A 15,394-nucleotide genomic window follows, 5' to 3' on the forward strand; every position below is an offset into this window, starting at 1 on the left:
GTAGACAACCCCCATTTGATCGGTGTCCGCATAGCGGATTTCTATTTCTTTTTCGCTGACAAACATTTGTATCACCTCTAGTAAATTCTAATGCTTATTTTACAGCATTTTATAAAATATCTATAAAAATTAATTGTTTATTAGAATAATAATATCAAGAGAAATTCGAATCAAATGAAACTTATAAAATTTATGGTTATTACCATTTAGAACACAATAAAACCCACTTTACCCCAACTAATTGGGGTACATTTTGGGGTACTGTTATATATACAAAAAGAGCAGATGACTACATTCTAAATTATATTTAATGAAAATAATACTAAACAGAAGTCAGGTGTTTGTCTACCTGACTTCTTACATAAATAACTCGTTTTTATTTGGTTTTTCAATTTTCTTTACCTTCTTTTTAATGCCTATTTTATTTATCTTTGTTGCCTTTTCAATCATTTCATCGTTCCATCGGTTAAAATATCTATCCAACATATCAATAATAACATCAAAGATATCTCTTTTCTTCAATCACTTTCACCTTTCCACATTTTTTTAAGCAACACCTCAATTTTTTTCTTTCGTTCATCACTAAGTTGCGATAAATTGTCGTAAGCGTACTTTTGCATAAATTCTACATTATATAATGTCATTCTGATTAATACCGCAGCTGTAGTCGTTGGTGTTAAATCTAACGCATGGGCTAGCTTACATAATAAATCGTAGTCATTTTGCTTAAAACGAATTGTTACCTTTGCTGATTCGCCTTGAATGTGTATTTTTAACTTTTTTCTGTTTGGATCACCAATTACCAAAGTGTTCTTATATAAGTAATCTCGCCTAAACCACTGACAAATTTCTTCTATTATTACTTTTGAAGTTGCACCTCGTATACAAAGCCTTTCTGCAACATCTTTCACTGGTTCATTACACAAAAAAGCAAAAGTGTATAGTTGATTTTTCAAGTTTTTTGAGATTGTCGGCTTTACATCAATCTTTTTGTCTGAGCGCGTTTTGCGCCCCTCCTCTTTTTTTATCACCTTTTATCTTCTCCTTCCCCAACTTTTTCATTTGGAATGATTCCTAAGGTTAACGATTCCTTATCCACTCCCCAGAATTCCTAAGGATATTACAAGGTATGAGGCGCTTACTCAAAATATTCTGTATTACAGATGTAATATTTTAGTGTCTTTCTCAATAGATTGGTATTACTAAGGTATTACAAGAAAGGGGATTTGGATGGATAAATTAATTCTTGGTGTGGATGCCGGTAACTACAAAGGAAAGGTTGCTGGTGTTTACGGTGTGGATTCATTCAAAACAAATATTTGTAATTGGTTTGAACGTGATGTTGATGAAACGTTTGGACCTGACGACATGGAGTTTGAAATTAATGGAAGAAAGGGATATGCAGGCACCATCGCAATGTATGAAGATGAATTCGGGGATGGAGCAACTTATGGGGACACCAAAGCTCACGAGGATACGAAAATTCGCATTTTACTTGCAATCTACAGATATACCAAAAAATACTGTCCTGATGCAAAACGAATATATTTAGTGACTGGCCAACCAATAAATCGTCATAAAGATGAAGAAAAAACGAAGATCATCAACATGTTAATTGGATACTATGACTTTTCGGTCAATGGTCAACGTGTACGATTTGCTATTGAGGATGTAAAAGTAGCTCCAGAAGGAAGTGCTGCTTTTTGGTCAACACCTGCTACGGATATGAAAATCATCGATGTAGGTAGTGGTACGGTGAATTTAGCTTCAATTATTGACAAAAAGCACATACACAAATCAAGTGGAACTATGAATACAGGTATAGAAACACTTAGAAATAAAAATGATTATGAAGCACTTGCTAGGGCAATTTATCAACAAGCCACTAAACTGAAATGGAAAAATACAGATGTTGTATTTACTTGTGGTGGTGTGGCTGAAATAATTACTCCATATCTAAAGAAACATTTTTATGATGCAATACCAATGCAGCCTAAATTAAAACGTGAATTTGATACTATTCAAGTACCACCTACTTACGCCAATGCAGTAGGCTTCTATAATTTAGCAAGAGGCGTATTTAAATGACAAGACGAAAAATTATACCTATTTCACTTAATTTGAATGATGAAATAGATTTGAGATTGCTTGAACATTTAAATAAGAAAGGCAATCGAAGTAAATATTTAAAGCGATTGATTTATGATGATTTGATGGGAGTTAAAAAACTAATTACTACTGCTGTACATGTTGAAGAAGAACATGACGAGGATTTAGATTCTATGAAAGGCTTCTTGTAAGAAGGATTTATTGCCATCCCTCACGAAATTAAATTTAAGGGGTGGCGCGAAATGGGGAATAATCGAAAAATTAAATCAGTGAGCTTCGATTTAACAGATGATTTAGAAAGAGAACTGTTTTCTTATATAGAATCAAAAAATTTTAGTAAATATGTGAAACAATTAATATTGTTGGATAAAATGTCAGGTGGCAGAATAATTAAAATGAAGATTTTACAAAACGAAAATAAAAACGATGAAGATAATATTCTTGAACTTTGAAAGGATGGATGAATGTTTGATTTTTTAACCGCTGTGGTGTTTGTGGGTTCGTTAGCGGTATTTTACCGTATGGGATACAGAAATGGAATTATACGTGGATTGGATAGAATATTAGAGGATTTAGAGGATGATTAATTTATTTTTAACCAAAATTGGAGAGTCATGAGATGGATATTAGTATGGCTTGTAAAATCTCTTTAAAGTCAGTCGCATCAACGAAAAAGAGAGACATCTAGAATATCTCCCTCCGAATGTCCCTTTTTTCAGCTTTTCGAGTGTCGCTTTTATTGTTTAAAAGTTGCGCTAGAGTTAATTAAATTACATGGAATTTTTTGAATGCTTCTCGTTTTCTTTCTTCTGATACTGGAGCGTATACTTGTGTTGTTGTGGCTGGATTTTCATGACCCAAAAGATGTTGAAGATCTGCGATGTCCATACCAGATTCCATCGATAGCATTGCAAATGTGTGTCGTAATACATGCGGAGTGAGCTTTTTACTGATGTTAGCTCGTTCCGCTATTTTATTTATCGCATGTTGTACACCTCTTTGGTTCAATCTTCTGTATGGCCTTCTTTCGGTTACAAAAAGCGCTGGGCAATCATCAGTTCGAGTTTCAAGGTATTTTCTCAAGAAAATCATCGCTCTGAAGCTGAAATACACCTTGCGCTCTTTGTTCCCCTTCCCAATGACGTATGCGCTCATATCTTGCTGATTAACATCCCTGATATTTAATCCAACAATTTCACTTAATCGGCAACCAGTGCTGTAAAATACTTCGATTAATGCCCTTTCTCGTGGCGTTTGACAAGCTTCACGGACTAACTCTAGTTCCTCAATAGTTAACCCTTCCCTAACCCGCTTTGGTGTTTTTGGTGTGCGTATTTTCAATGTTGGGTTTCGGAGTATAATTTCTTCTCGAACTAACCACGAAAAGAACGATCTAATTACGAAGATTTTGCTTGATATTGTACTCGTCTTTAGATTATTGCATGCAGCAAGATATTGTCGGATATCAGAAGTTGTAATTGCAGGGACGGGTTTTTGTACAAAGTTTAAGAAATTGCGTAACTCATACTGATAATTTGTGAGAGTTACATTCGAATAATTCTCTAACATTAACGAAGTTACGAAAAGGTTGAGATAGTCTTCCGTGTCTTGTTCGTGGTCTGTTGGAGTTTTAGGTTCAATGTTATAGTTTAACAGTAAATCATCTAAATAGTGATAAAGTTTTACTTCATCTTCCCCAGCCATTTTTACGACCGTAGAGATCTCGTTTAATAAATGCAATCTAGACATAACCATCACCCCTACTTTTAATAGTTATATAACTTATATAACTAAATAATAAGAACTAATATTCGTATTGTCAAGCGAAAGTTATACAATCTATAATGGTTATATAACTAAAAAATAAAGAAAGGATGTTATTTTTGGCTATAGATAAAACTAAAAATACTCAAGTTTTAGTTACATTTCCAAATGAATTGTTAAAGAAAGTTGAAGATTATTGGCATAAAAAATCGCTTAAAAACAGAAATGAAGCTATTCGGGAGTTAATTATTAAAGGGTTAGAAAAAGAAAGTGAAAGTAATTGAAAAAGATAAAGTCGCACTTTTATCTTGAAGCGGTCAAAGAAGACGGTCTTTTGAAAGAATTTCCACGAAATGAAAAAAATCTACTTGATATTGATAAATTAATCGGAATAACATCTGAACAATTTTACAAAATGTTATTAGAAGATAACGGCAACGATAAATCTGAATTTGATAAGTATTTTAGAGTGTATTATATGGTTGATGCTTTTGGTACATTAACAATTTGGACACGGAATAGATACGCCATCGTTCTAAAGAAATACGAATTTTATCCAGAAACAAATGAATGTCGAAGAGTGAATGCTGTATCTGGATTAGATGCAGCTGTTTATTCAAAAGTTTTTAATGATAAAGATGCCGAAGATATTATCCGTATTTATACTGAAAAATTATAAAAAACACCGCCCTCCATTGTGGAAGGCGGTTTTATGATACTCAATAAATAATTCATTTACTTTTAATTATAATCATCCAGCAGTTCTATTCAAGTAAATAATTGCATAGCTGATTAATTGTGCATCTGTGTAATTTTTAATCCGTTCCTCAGTATGATATTGCGCATTAAAAATCCCCTTCTTACAAGCCTTCCGGATAAGCTCCCTCGCTTCGTTGCGTGCTGTTTCTGTTAGCATAATCTCATCAGCCTCCTTAGTTTGTTCCTGTACATTTGGCACGTTTGTTACCTTCTTTTTCAACGGTTTCCCAACGTATTCCGCTAAACATTCTGCAATGGCTTGGCATATCTTTTCAAAATCTCGTCTGTAAATGGCAGCATCCACACTCGAGTTGACAAAGCAGACCTCGATTAAAACAGCTGGTTCGTAAGTTTGGGCCAAAACAGCTAAATCCGTTCGTTTTTTGGCACCTCGGTTTAATAGTCCACCACCTGTTGCGTCTGAAATGGCTTTAGCAAGTCTTTCAGCTAATGCTTTTTGGTCATAGTATAAAACTTCTGTTCCAATCGGCTTGTTAGGGTTACCACCAGAGTTGAAGTGAATGGATACAACTAGATCATTTACGTCTTGATTATGATATTTCACTAGCGTATTTAAATTCTGCTTTTGATTCGTTGAAGTGTTGTCCTCAAAGTAACTTACTGGAACTCCACCACTTCTTAAAATATCGTATACTCTTTTAGCCACTTTTCGTGCTTCTGTTACTTCATTCAAAATACCGCTCGCTCCGCTCCCTGGATTTTTCCAATGTCCGGGATGAATTTCGATTCCTATAGGCTTCATTGTTTATCACCCTTTATAGCTTTAGCTAAATCAAACGATCCGCTTGCTGTTAATCCCCCAATAATTCCAGCCACAATCATTACATAAAGAGAGTACTCTGTTAATGGCCACACTAAAATTGCCACAAAAATACCGACTACAACGGATGTAATCGGCAAGTAACGAGCTTTAATATTAAATGTCTTTTTTACTACTTCAACCACCGCAGTAATAATAGCCACTAACACAACTGCAATAACAAAGATAAATGTTAAATCCATAATTAACACTCCTTATGATTTTTGTACGTGTATTTTTCCATTCTGTCCATACGCCCTTCTAATGTATCTAAATTCTCACTGATTTTTTGCATTGCTTTTGCTTGTTCTTGTTGCGCTTTTGTTAATTCGCTCAAATTTTCAAGTAATCGAGTTTCTCGTTTGTTTGAATGCCACAAAACATATGCAGCTAACAAAATGCATAATATTGACCACACAACTTGCGAATTTGCAATTTCACTCGCTACGTATACCGTTTCCAAAGACATCACCTACTTACACAAAATATAAAAAGCACCCTCTGCTGAGAGTGCTTAAGATTCTTCATTTTAAAACTCTTACGGAACCTGGTGTGATTGTATATCCAGCAATTTTGCTTTTTAGAATACCTGTAATTGTTTCCTTTTGTTCAATTTCTAAAAAGGTAGATTCTGAATCAAGCATTAATTTTCTAATATCTTCATTTAACTTCTGTACATCATCAGTTTCAAAGTACTGAATTCCTAAGGTAGCATCTGTTTCCGAAAAGAATCTGACTTTGTACTTTACCATTTCTTCCCCTCCTTTCCGCCTACATTTTTCGACGAGAAGGAAGCATTTTCCTTTAATAATATTTTGATATTTTTATAACTTAGAATTTATGTCACACTTTGAGACGATTGAATATTAAGTGGCATTATTGAGCATATCCACTAATTGATTATACTCAGCTTGAGTAATTCTGTTTCCAAGCAAGAAAATATCCAATTTTAACAACATATCTTCTTTCGATCCGTAACGACCATTTTCAATAAGTTTCTTACACGCATCATAAGTATTCATTTATTTCATCTCCCTTTTAAAATAATCCCAATTCTAACATGGTTACACGAAAATCTAAATCGACTTGATAAACCAAGGAGTCAGCTAACCTCTCGCTTAATGGTTTCTGATAAACAAGTTCTTGTGGTTCTTCTTCGTTTGGATTAGGAAAACTAAATTCTAATTCTTTTGTTTCGGGATTAACTCGATAACCGTTTGATTCTGCGAAATCTTGTGCGTATTGACCGTATTCTAACTCGATATAATCAAATGTATCTCGGTTACGTTCGGATAATGCTTTGTAAGTTTGAATATCTTGTTCGACAGTGGTTGGAACAACTGAACCCTGTCGTTCGCCCGTGTTTACAATGACGTTGCCTGTTTCTATTTCATAATAAATTCTCGCACCAATTTTCATAATATCCCCCCTATTCATATGCTATCCACGAACAAACGCCTACTTCGTCAAATAATAGATGGATAGGTATTCTGAATCCTCCAAGAATACTGTATGCATTACCATCATCTCCTCTGAAGTTATAAACAACCGCACTGGTTGCTGCTCCATTAATATACGGGGCCGTTTTTACTGTAGGTGAGTAGTTGTAGTAATCATCTAATTCGGTATATACAGAAAATCCTCGTGCATTTCCGTTTGCTATAACCACTATATTAGATGCTTTAAAATCCAAACCATATACTTCTATATATCTTAAATTTGCCGATCCTGTACCCACATACATAAATGGAAGTTTATCTTGACTTATAACAGCTTGCCCACTCGCCCACTTATTACCCGTGCTAATCTGTCCAATTGCATTAGCCAACTGCTGAAACGTTGGGTCGGTAGGTATTGTAATGTTTTCATCAACATCAGTAATAGCCCTACCGACAAGGTTCTTCCCATTACTGACATTTGTAAAAAGCTCTTTTAATGCTCCCTCAACATTTGTAGATGTAAAAAGATTACTAGTATCTATTAAACTGATATTTGTAGCGTTATGCGCATCTGTCGCATCTTCTGCCAAGTGCGACATAACTTTGTTATCTAACTGCGTCAAATTATCACTAACGACACCAACTTTTTCATCAACATATTTTCGGCTAGCGATTATAACCGAGGGATCCACTTTCATAGTGACAGCACTTGCATTTGTTACTTCGATAATCATTCGTAGCAACAAATCTTTGGTAGCTCCATCATCAAGGGACGGCTTATATGTTTCTGGATATTTACCAATCGCAATCAAGTCGCCAGCATCATCAAATATCCCCACTTCGCGAACTGTAAATCCACCTTGTGTTGCCGGGATATAACTTTCAATAACAATCCAATTTGGATTTTCAGAGTCAATTTCAACCGAACCAATATTACCACGCCATACTTCATTTCTTAGTTGTATATCATTTTGGGTTGGATTGTAATAAGTGCCGCCGCCATCACCAACTGCAATTTCAGTCAAGTCTACTTTTTTCCCAGTAACTTGAGCATTTGCGAGTTTTGCAAGACCCGCAGATGTTAAAATTGAATAAAAGTTTTCAGCCATCATATCTCTCCTTTCGGATAAACCTCAAGTGATTCAATAGTCTGCATTCCGGATGCCGATTTAAATTTTGCTGCTGTTTCAATTTCAGATATCATCCATGGATAAACGGTAAGTTCCTCGCCACTGCTCATTGTTAGAGCGAAATTCTCTTTAACATGAGTTGTTAAATATATCTTTATCACTTCAATCCATGAACGATTATTTTTATAAGTTTTAACAAGTCTTTCTAACAATTCAATGGTTTCTTGGTTCAGACCGCGCTGAGAGACTTCCAATATTTCAACTCTAAAATAATATGGATCTCCGTTATACTCGAACCATTCATTTATAACTCCTCGTAAATTCAACATGTCAAATATACGATTCAGTGCATATTTGGTACCGTTTTTACGATGCATTTCTATTGCATTTCTGACTACATTACATTTTTCTTCAAATGTTAAATCCTCGTAAAAATCCACATGTTTTTCATATGCCAAATAATCAATTAATTCTTCTGGTAAACCTTCAAATTCGTATTTTGCAAGTTTTTCAGCAAAGAAAAGAAACTCGTCATATAATTCTCTTACTTGAATTTCAAAAGCTTCAATTAACGCCACTACAAAATCATCCTGTTGAAGTGATTGAGGAAACAAATGAATTAAGTTACTCATCTATTAACCCCATAAAAGTAATAGTAGGATTTACGTCTTTTGCAATCTGCGTTTTTTCTAATACTGTATAATTAAGCCCTTCAACAGTGATTTTGTAGGCTCCCTTATCTCTTAAATTAGCAATTAATACTGCTGGATTTATGTCTCGTCCTAATTTTGATTTCTGCCACACTAAGTAATTGTTAAATGCCTTCTCAATTTCAAGTATTAATGAATTTGCTACAGTCTCATTACTTCTGCTTAGCCAGTATTTAACTACAGGCGAGTATTCAATTATTTCTGGTTCACTAGCAGTCAAATAATCAGTCAAAGGTCGTTTATCATCTGCAGAGCAAATTTCAATTACTTTTTCAATATGCTCTGTAGTTGGTAGTTGTCCATTTCTTAAAAGAATTGTAATATGAGTTCTTCCAGGACTTGGGGATGTGATTTCAACGTCTATGATGTCTTGACTAGCTGTTAATGCCCAATATTTATATGCTCCTTCTGGTCCTGCAACACTAAACCGCTCAGGAGCCAAGCGTATACGTTCAGCATATGAATAATCATCTTCAATATCTGCTCCGCCTGCGGTTTCAGTAATATTCATTACCGCTATTACATAAGGTAACGGGTCAACCAAGTTTGTAATCTCACCTGGTAAATAACCGTTGCCGATTGTACCCGTTTCAGTACAAACTGCATCAACAACATAAGTATTGATTCCTACGTCTACAACCTGTGTTTCTTCCGTTGCAAAATAGATATTTCCAATTGAAAAACGAGTACCTGCAGGAATAGTTAATGCTGATGGACGGCCTTCATCAAGAACAAATTGAATTTTCGTTGTTGCAGCACTTGCACCTAGTCGAGGAGTATCCATTTCGGCACCTTTATGATCTAATGCATCATCAGTTGCGTAAGATAATAAAGACTGTTTTAATGCATAATCAGCACGATTTCGTTCAATAGCCACAAAAGCAGCTAACCCTTCAATAATTTTTCTACGTGGATCCGCTCTTTCAAATTCTTGACCTGTTGCCTCATTTACGTGGAATAACATCTCTTGCAATATTTTCTCTGGCGCTTTTTCAAAAAAATTAATTTCCGGCAGTCCAAATCTACTCATCTTCTTCTATCACCACTTTCACAACTGGTCTAAGTAGGCCGCGCTGTGCATCATCTGCATCTTGTTCATAATAAACTGATACGACTACTGCACGTGGTTCAAATTTTTGAATAGCTTCAACAATTCTTGCTTTATTTACAGCTTGAGCTCTCTGAACCGGTCCATCTAAATCGGGTACCCATCCAAATTCTCGATCTAAGGGGCAAGTCATCGCATAAGTGGACAAAATAAAAGCGACGTTCTGGATAATTGCCTCCACACCCGTCGCACTAAAATTTATTTTTTTAAGCACACTTACTTCTGCTGTAATCGTCACTTAATCACCCCTTTGTAAACTTTGAATATTTATTACTTGCTGTAATATATTTGCCACCGCCCAAAGAATACCAACCGTTTTTCTCTCCATAAACAGTTAATGTATCGCCTTTAAAAGCATAACCCAGTACCTTATAATTCACTCCTGGTCCAGAGCGAATATGAACAGATTTTACGGTTATTATCATTTTTCCTATTGGTTTCAATGAACTATTTGAGCTAGCTATCTTTACTTGTGGTGGTTTTATCGTTTTTTTACTTGATTGAATATCACTTTTTGGGTATTCCATTAATGTTAATTCAACATCCATACTTATTACATTACCTTTATTATCTATCACTTTATGAACTTCCGTGGCTTTAGTTATTACCCAATGATTGACGGAAATAGGTTGATTTCCCCTAACGAATAATGATGTATGCCCTTTTCTTGCAAACTCCCTTAATTTGGCCATTTCTTTTTCGGGGTCTACTCCAAAGTCTGCTCTAAACTTAATTTGTAAAGAAATTTCATCTACACCTGGACCTCTAAACTCAGGTAAAGGTTTATTTTGTAGTATATCATGCGTGTCCCACCTAGGAGTTGTTTCTCTTTTAAAGTCGCTATAGGTTACATTTTTTAGATCATTAATTTCAAAGACAATACCAGCATAACTACCAATAACGGGCATTTATTTCCCTCCTTTATTCCGATATTAAAGGAGGTCGTAGTTCATTATAAAATGTTCCTAAAATAAATCCTTCTGATTTACTTGTGTACAAACAAAGTACTGGATCATTAATTTTAGGAATCTCTACATGAGCAAGTATAGGTAACTCTGCAGACACTTTATCATCTAATTGACTAAATCTTACTCTAGCGCTATGTCGTTCTGGATAGATAGCAACTACTTCACCTACTTTAGCTAAATTCATCAATATCCCTCCAGGCATCTTCTTAAATGTAGGGTTATGTTTGATTCTCGATGTATAACTTTTGTAGCAATATACTTTCCGTTAATTCGTCCGAAGCCGATTAAATTAAATGTCATTCCAGCGTCAATGTGAATCAAACTAGTAACTGTTAAAGTGATAGTTGTTGCGTTTTTGTTCTTTTCTCTCAGTCTTTTCTTGGCCAATCTATAAGCTTCCTCATTGCTCGATACTTCTTCGTTTATATATAGAATTCTTCCTATGTTGTTCGGGACGTTTGGAGGTGTGAATGTTGCAGAATATGTTCTATTTTTTCTAGAATTACGATATTTAACTTTACAAGCAGCATAAGTATCAAACAGAGATGTTTTGAAAGCGTAATTTATAACTTTAATAGGATCCGTCGACTTACTATGTCTAATAATTGTTGCTACTGGCGGCTTTGCTTCATAATCTGCTTCATCTAAAATCACTATTGTTTTGTTTGCTAGTTTTAAACAAAGTCCGGCATCTTTACAAATTGAGTATAAATAAGATAAATCTGTTTCGCCCTCTTGTTCCCAACGATCTTTTTTAATCACTTCACTTGATTGATAATAAAGCTTCATTCCATTTGCTTTTGCAATGTCGCTGGCCACGGTTTTTAGTGTTGCTTTTTCCCACGCCCTAGACTTTTGTTGTCCACGTAAACTATTTGCTTCTGTAATTGAAAGAGCTTTGATAACAATCCTTGACGGCGGTCCGTTACCCGTTATTTCATCAATTTCAAACTCCCCTATTTTGGTTTTTAATTCTTCACGATTCCATCTTGTCTTGTATAACGTTGGCTTGATAATTGATCCTTTTCGAGGAAACCAATCATTTAACCAAAGTGCATCACGATCCTGTAATGTTATTTCTAAATTATCTATTTCGCCAGATAAATTGTCTGTATAAGTCCATCCAGTAATAAAGTTTTTAAGTTCTGCAGTAATGTCTTGGTGATTGTATTCGATGAAAAGCGATGTTCTTCTTCCAATATCAGTTGATTGATTCATAGTTCATCTTCCTCTCCTAGCCATGGAGGACGTGAAGTTGTTGATGTAGTCATCTCATCAATTTCTGGAACATTTAAAAGGACACCGCCACTAAAAATAACGGTGCCGTTATGTTTAGGATTGGCTTCGATTAGAAGCGGGAATAAATATTCGCTACCCCATAGCTTATAAGCAATCAAATCCCAAGTATCACCTTGGATTGTAGTATAGGTTTTAGCTATTGTAGCTCACCCGCCTTTCAACACCGGAGAGGTCTATACTATTAATTCGTGATTCTAGATTATTCAGTGCTTGTACAACACGTTGGCCAGCTGTTTGTATATTCATTAGCGAATAGATCCATCCGCTTGCGTGACCAATATATGAGGCTAATAATTCCATGTTATGTGAGGCGAGTTTTGTTTTCTCTTGCAGAGGGTAGAACGAACCATAAATCATGCCACTTGCTTGACCTGCGTACATTGTTAATATCGACATATTATTGGAAGCAAGATTCGTTTTCTCTTGCAGAGGGTAGAACGAACCGTAAATCATACCGCTTGCCTGGCCAAGATATTGAGTAAGAAGTGAAGCATTGTTAGTTGCCTTTGCAATCTCAGCATTTAATTTACTAGTGTCAATGGATGCAACTGCTTTATCAGATATTGGCGTTTGTGATGCAGATGCTTTTTGTCCACCGAATAAGTTTCCAATTTTTCCTCCTAGCCAGTCACCTCCAAGACCGCCAATAATACCTCCAACTGTTCCACCGATGACTGTTCCAACTCCAGGTATTACAGAACCTATTGCAGCACCAGCAGCCGCTCCTGCTGCTGCTCCGCTTAGTCCTCCAACAGCAGAACCAACTGCTTTCGGTTTATTATCAGAAGTTAATATATCAGCACCATAACCTAAAACAGCGAGAGGTGCTAAAATCTTTCCTGCTCCCTTACCTACTTTTCCTGCCATTGAAACAGCCTTCGTAATTTCTTTTTGTTTGGTAAGATTCTTATTACCCTTCAATAATTCAGTAAAGCCTTTTGGTTTTTTCGCAGTTTCTTTTACGGTTGTTGGAATAGTAGCAACAGCCTTATTGGTTTTCTCGCTAGATTTAGCTTTTGAAAAAATGTCTTTTCCTTTCCCAAACAGCCACTTGCCTCCACTAAGACCTCCTTTCATTAATAAACCACCGGTCATCATGTTGGCAGCAGCCGCCATTGCTAAGCCCCCAACAATATTTCCTTCTCCTATACTTTCAACAGAACTTTTTACTGCAGTTGTGAAAGATTTTACCCATGCTTTTCCAGCAAGCGTACCTAATTCTTTAAAAATACTATCTAAAGCTTTTCCACCATCGCCTTGCATCCATTTGTCAATTGTTTCGACAGTTTCATCCAATACATATTCAACTTTTTCGCTAAAGTCCATACGACCATACAATTCCCAATTTTTAAGATCTTCTTGGTATTTAAGCATGGCTTCTTCAACTTCTCGATGATTCATCTCCGGTGTGATTTCAGGTTTTATTGGCTTTTCGACAACTTGGAATGGTTTTGTGATGTTATCAAGAACATTAGCAACTGCTTTGCCTGCATTTTCAATTGCAGGGAGATTGTTTTCGATTACATACGATAAACCATTGAATGTATCTTCTAATACATCTAATATTGGTGTTGCAAATGCAATTTGAGCAGATTCAATGGCACCGGAAAGTTGTTCTTTTGCACCCGCAAAATTATCTTTCATTTTACGTGCAGCTACTTCTGCAACCCCGCCACTTTCTTCGAGTGCTTTTGTCATTTCTCTAATCTTATCTGCTCCGGATTCAAACAAGCTTAACATTGCGGTAGAAGCTTCAGTACCAAAAATTGTAGATGCATAATCGACTTTTTGACTATCAGTTAAATTTTTTGTTGCTTTATTCCATTCTTCTGTTATTTTAATTAGACTTTTAAATTTACCATTTGAATCAGTTGCTGAAATATTTAACTTATTCAATGCCTTTTGTGCATCTTTTGGTGGACTTGATAAACGCACTAAAGCCATTCTCAATGCAGTACCCGCTTGCTCACCAGCTAGTCCTTTGTCTACTAACAGGCCTGTAGCTGCGCTTAATTCTTCAAGGGAAATACCTAAAGTGTTTGCAATCGGAGCAGCATACTTAAACGAATAACCTAAATCCAGTACATCTGCAGCAGATTTGTTCGCAGACATTGCTATAATATCAGCTACTTTACTAGCTTCTTTCGCTTGCATACCGAAAGAGTTTAAAGCTGAAGTAACAACATTAGATACAACTTCTAAACTTTCGCCAGATGCCTCTGAAGCCGCAATAAGTCCTGGCATTGCCTCGATTATTTGTCTAGCATTCATCCCTTTTGCTGCTAGTTCATCCATTCCGATAGCAACTTCTGATGCTGATAAGCTAGATGATGCTCCTAACTTAAGTGCAGTTTTACTTAATGCCTGCATTTCTGCATTCGTAGCTTCAGCTTTTGCTCCGACTTTGGCCATTTGCGCTTCAAAATCAGCTGCAGTGCTGATAGATTTTGCGAATGCAGCAGTAGCTACTGCCCCACCAGTAGCTAGAGCTATACCTGCAACCGCTTTTGTTCTATTCCATGTCTCAGTACCAAATGATTTAATGGCATTAACTCTTTTTTGTGCATTTTCTAGTTTATTTAATTCTCTTGTTAGCTTTTCAGTCTCTTCTCGAAATTGAGATTCATGAATTCTACCCTGCCTAAAATCAGCACCTAATCGATCAATTTCTCTTTGTACTTGCCGAGCTTGTTGTTGAAAGTCTGCTAGTCCTGCTGTTGCTTTCTTGAAAGCACTAGTAAACGAACTACCTACATTACCACTGATTTCAACTGTTAGTTCATGTATTTTCGACATCGTTCTCATCCTCTGCACTCAACGCTTCCGTCCAAGCCTTCAATGAAATTAAAGATTGTTTTTCCCAATATTCGAGAGAAGTATTTGAATAAGCAGATAAATTTAAGAGCCATTTGCGAATTTCTTTTGCACCGCCTGAACCTACCATTGGATGAAAAAATTTCGAGTTTGAAGAGTAACTTCTAAAAAATCAGCTCCATGCAACCTTTTTAAATCTTCAATTTTCATATTTGCTCCGAAAGATGCAAGTTTTAATAAAACTTTTTGGTTATACAAATGATCAAAGAAACTGCCTTCTAAGCGCAATTGTTCGTCAATTTTTAAAATATCTTCTCCAGTAAAAGTAGAAAAATCTAATGTAATAGAATTAATAAGAACCCCGTCGATTTCAATGGGGTGCTTGATAGGGACTGGAATAATACATTTATTTTTTTCTTCAGAATTTGTTGTTAAATCGTTTTTTTCTTTTACTCCCGTCATTCTTTCCCACTC

General features: G+C 35.7%; 24 protein-coding genes. 5 read left to right on the forward strand and 19 right to left on the reverse strand.

The window, feature by feature from the left end; genetic code table 11:
* Window positions 1-357: 357 nt before the first annotated feature.
* Both NSU17_RS15560 and NSU17_RS15565 read right to left on the reverse strand, forming a co-directional pair.
* Entirely contained in the window at window positions 358-522 is a 165-nt protein-coding gene (locus NSU17_RS15560) for a hypothetical protein (protein WP_168412183.1), read from the reverse strand.
* Entirely contained in the window at window positions 519-1,031 is a 513-nt protein-coding gene (locus tag NSU17_RS15565; protein WP_340705531.1) for a hypothetical protein, read from the reverse strand. The genes NSU17_RS15560 and NSU17_RS15565 overlap by 4 nt, the downstream gene beginning before the upstream one ends.
* Window positions 1,032-1,230: 199 nt before the next feature.
* Between NSU17_RS15565 and NSU17_RS15570 the strand changes: the two genes are divergently transcribed.
* From NSU17_RS15570 to NSU17_RS15580, 3 genes are read left to right on the forward strand one after another with little or no spacing between them, the layout of a single operon-like run.
* Entirely contained in the window at window positions 1,231-2,088 is an 858-nt protein-coding gene (locus tag NSU17_RS15570; protein WP_340705532.1) for a ParM/StbA family protein, read from the forward strand.
* A complete protein-coding gene (locus NSU17_RS15575) occupies window positions 2,085-2,300 on the forward strand; it encodes a hypothetical protein (RefSeq protein WP_340705533.1) in 216 nt (71 codons plus the stop codon). Before NSU17_RS15570 ends, NSU17_RS15575 begins: the two co-directional genes overlap by 4 nt.
* A gap of 51 nt (window positions 2,301-2,351) precedes the next feature.
* Window positions 2,352-2,561: a hypothetical protein gene (locus NSU17_RS15580; RefSeq protein ID WP_340705534.1), complete on the forward strand. Its 210-nt coding sequence runs from the start codon at window positions 2,352-2,354 to the stop codon at window positions 2,559-2,561.
* A gap of 313 nt (window positions 2,562-2,874) precedes the next feature.
* Here the strand turns inward: NSU17_RS15580 and xerA are convergent, their stop codons facing one another.
* Window positions 2,875-3,858 (reverse strand): site-specific tyrosine recombinase/integron integrase, encoded by a 984-nt coding sequence (gene xerA / locus NSU17_RS15585; RefSeq protein WP_340705535.1) that lies wholly within the window; start codon window positions 3,856-3,858, stop codon window positions 2,875-2,877.
* A gap of 134 nt (window positions 3,859-3,992) precedes the next feature.
* On the opposite strand from xerA, the gene NSU17_RS15590 reads away from it, so the two are divergent.
* Both NSU17_RS15590 and NSU17_RS15595 read left to right on the forward strand, forming a co-directional pair.
* Window positions 3,993-4,157 carry a CopG family ribbon-helix-helix protein gene (locus NSU17_RS15590; RefSeq protein WP_340705536.1) on the forward strand — a complete coding sequence of 55 codons (165 nt, stop codon included), beginning with the start codon at window positions 3,993-3,995 and terminating at the stop codon, window positions 4,155-4,157.
* Window positions 4,154-4,552 (forward strand): hypothetical protein, encoded by a 399-nt coding sequence (locus NSU17_RS15595; RefSeq protein WP_340705537.1) that lies wholly within the window; start codon window positions 4,154-4,156, stop codon window positions 4,550-4,552. Before NSU17_RS15590 ends, NSU17_RS15595 begins: the two co-directional genes overlap by 4 nt.
* A gap of 72 nt (window positions 4,553-4,624) precedes the next feature.
* Here the strand turns inward: NSU17_RS15595 and NSU17_RS15600 are convergent, their stop codons facing one another.
* The 16 genes from NSU17_RS15600 to NSU17_RS15675 form a co-directional block, all read right to left on the reverse strand.
* Window positions 4,625-5,395, reverse strand: a complete 771-nt coding sequence (locus NSU17_RS15600) for an N-acetylmuramoyl-L-alanine amidase (protein ID WP_340705538.1) — start codon at window positions 5,393-5,395, stop codon at window positions 4,625-4,627.
* Window positions 5,392-5,655, reverse strand: a complete 264-nt coding sequence (locus NSU17_RS15605; RefSeq protein ID WP_340705539.1) for a holin — start codon at window positions 5,653-5,655, stop codon at window positions 5,392-5,394. Before NSU17_RS15605 ends, NSU17_RS15600 begins: the two co-directional genes overlap by 4 nt.
* Window positions 5,656-5,657: 2 nt before the next feature.
* On the reverse strand, window positions 5,658-5,915 hold the full coding sequence (locus tag NSU17_RS15610; RefSeq protein WP_340705540.1) for a hypothetical protein: 258 nt from the start codon (window positions 5,913-5,915) through the stop codon (window positions 5,658-5,660).
* A gap of 61 nt (window positions 5,916-5,976) precedes the next feature.
* Window positions 5,977-6,204 (reverse strand): hypothetical protein, encoded by a 228-nt coding sequence (locus tag NSU17_RS15615; RefSeq protein WP_340705541.1) that lies wholly within the window; start codon window positions 6,202-6,204, stop codon window positions 5,977-5,979.
* Window positions 6,205-6,318: 114 nt separating this feature from the next.
* A complete protein-coding gene (locus tag NSU17_RS15620) occupies window positions 6,319-6,474 on the reverse strand; it encodes a hypothetical protein (RefSeq protein ID WP_340705542.1) in 156 nt (51 codons plus the stop codon).
* A 16-nt stretch (window positions 6,475-6,490) separates the two neighbouring features.
* Complete coding sequence (locus tag NSU17_RS15625) at window positions 6,491-6,871, reverse strand: hypothetical protein (protein ID WP_340705543.1); 381 nt, start codon at window positions 6,869-6,871, stop codon at window positions 6,491-6,493.
* 10 nt (window positions 6,872-6,881) lie between these two features.
* Window positions 6,882-8,000, reverse strand: coding sequence for a phage tail protein (locus NSU17_RS15630; RefSeq protein WP_340705544.1), 1,119 nt, complete (start codon window positions 7,998-8,000; stop codon window positions 6,882-6,884).
* Entirely contained in the window at window positions 8,000-8,653 is a 654-nt protein-coding gene (locus tag NSU17_RS15635; RefSeq protein ID WP_168412173.1) for a phage tail protein I, read from the reverse strand. Before NSU17_RS15635 ends, NSU17_RS15630 begins: the two co-directional genes overlap by 1 nt.
* The gene (locus tag NSU17_RS15640) at window positions 8,646-9,761 is read right to left on the reverse strand and encodes a baseplate assembly protein (protein WP_340705545.1); all 1,116 of its coding nucleotides are present in this window, start codon (window positions 9,759-9,761) and stop codon (window positions 8,646-8,648) included. Before NSU17_RS15640 ends, NSU17_RS15635 begins: the two co-directional genes overlap by 8 nt.
* Window positions 9,754-10,077 (reverse strand): GPW/gp25 family protein, encoded by a 324-nt coding sequence (locus NSU17_RS15645; RefSeq protein WP_340705546.1) that lies wholly within the window; start codon window positions 10,075-10,077, stop codon window positions 9,754-9,756. Before NSU17_RS15645 ends, NSU17_RS15640 begins: the two co-directional genes overlap by 8 nt.
* A 4-nt stretch (window positions 10,078-10,081) precedes the next feature.
* On the reverse strand, window positions 10,082-10,747 hold the full coding sequence (locus NSU17_RS15650) for a phage tail protein (RefSeq protein ID WP_340705547.1): 666 nt from the start codon (window positions 10,745-10,747) through the stop codon (window positions 10,082-10,084).
* A gap of 13 nt (window positions 10,748-10,760) precedes the next feature.
* Window positions 10,761-10,991, reverse strand: coding sequence for a hypothetical protein (locus tag NSU17_RS15655; protein ID WP_168412169.1), 231 nt, complete (start codon window positions 10,989-10,991; stop codon window positions 10,761-10,763).
* Complete coding sequence (locus tag NSU17_RS15660) at window positions 10,991-12,025, reverse strand: phage late control D family protein (RefSeq protein WP_168412168.1); 1,035 nt, start codon at window positions 12,023-12,025, stop codon at window positions 10,991-10,993. Before NSU17_RS15660 ends, NSU17_RS15655 begins: the two co-directional genes overlap by 1 nt.
* Window positions 12,022-12,246, reverse strand: a complete 225-nt coding sequence (locus tag NSU17_RS15665; protein ID WP_340705586.1) for a tail protein X — start codon at window positions 12,244-12,246, stop codon at window positions 12,022-12,024. The genes NSU17_RS15660 and NSU17_RS15665 overlap by 4 nt, the downstream gene beginning before the upstream one ends.
* Window positions 12,239-14,902 (reverse strand): phage tail tape measure protein, encoded by a 2,664-nt coding sequence (locus NSU17_RS15670; protein ID WP_340705548.1) that lies wholly within the window; start codon window positions 14,900-14,902, stop codon window positions 12,239-12,241. Before NSU17_RS15670 ends, NSU17_RS15665 begins: the two co-directional genes overlap by 8 nt.
* 141 nt (window positions 14,903-15,043) lie before the next feature.
* Window positions 15,044-15,382, reverse strand: a complete 339-nt coding sequence (locus NSU17_RS15675; protein WP_340705549.1) for a hypothetical protein — start codon at window positions 15,380-15,382, stop codon at window positions 15,044-15,046.
* Between the last annotated feature and the right edge of the window lie 12 nt (window positions 15,383-15,394).

Origin of the sequence: Ureibacillus sp. FSL K6-2830, assembly GCF_038004145.1 — a bacterium.
In the GTDB taxonomy this organism is placed as follows: domain Bacteria; phylum Bacillota; class Bacilli; order Bacillales_A; family Planococcaceae; genus Ureibacillus; species Ureibacillus thermosphaericus.